Below are 240 nucleotides of genomic sequence, written 5' to 3' on the forward strand. Positions count from 1 at the left end.
GCCGTTAAAGCAACGGTTGATGTAGGTGCGCATGCACAAGGTACCATGTCTTACACGACTAGCCCTGTGCACAACACGGATACTTGGGTTGATTTGGCGAAGCGCTTAGAAGACCTAGGTTGTCACTCTCTGTGTATTAAAGACATGGCTGGCCTGCTGAAACCTTATGAAGCGGAAGAACTTGTATCACGTATCAAAGCGTCTTGTGATGTGCCGTTGGCGTTGCAGATCGGAAGAGCG

Annotated in this window: 1 pseudogene; it reads left to right on the top strand. The window is 49.6% G+C overall.

Annotated features, from left to right (window positions below):
- Positions 1-240, top strand: a pseudogene (locus ACP45E_RS01420) (oxaloacetate decarboxylase); the annotation flags it as partial.

Origin of the sequence: Vibrio genomosp. F10 str. 9ZD137 (assembly GCF_049974785.1) — a bacterium.
Classification (GTDB): domain Bacteria; phylum Pseudomonadota; class Gammaproteobacteria; order Enterobacterales; family Vibrionaceae; genus Vibrio.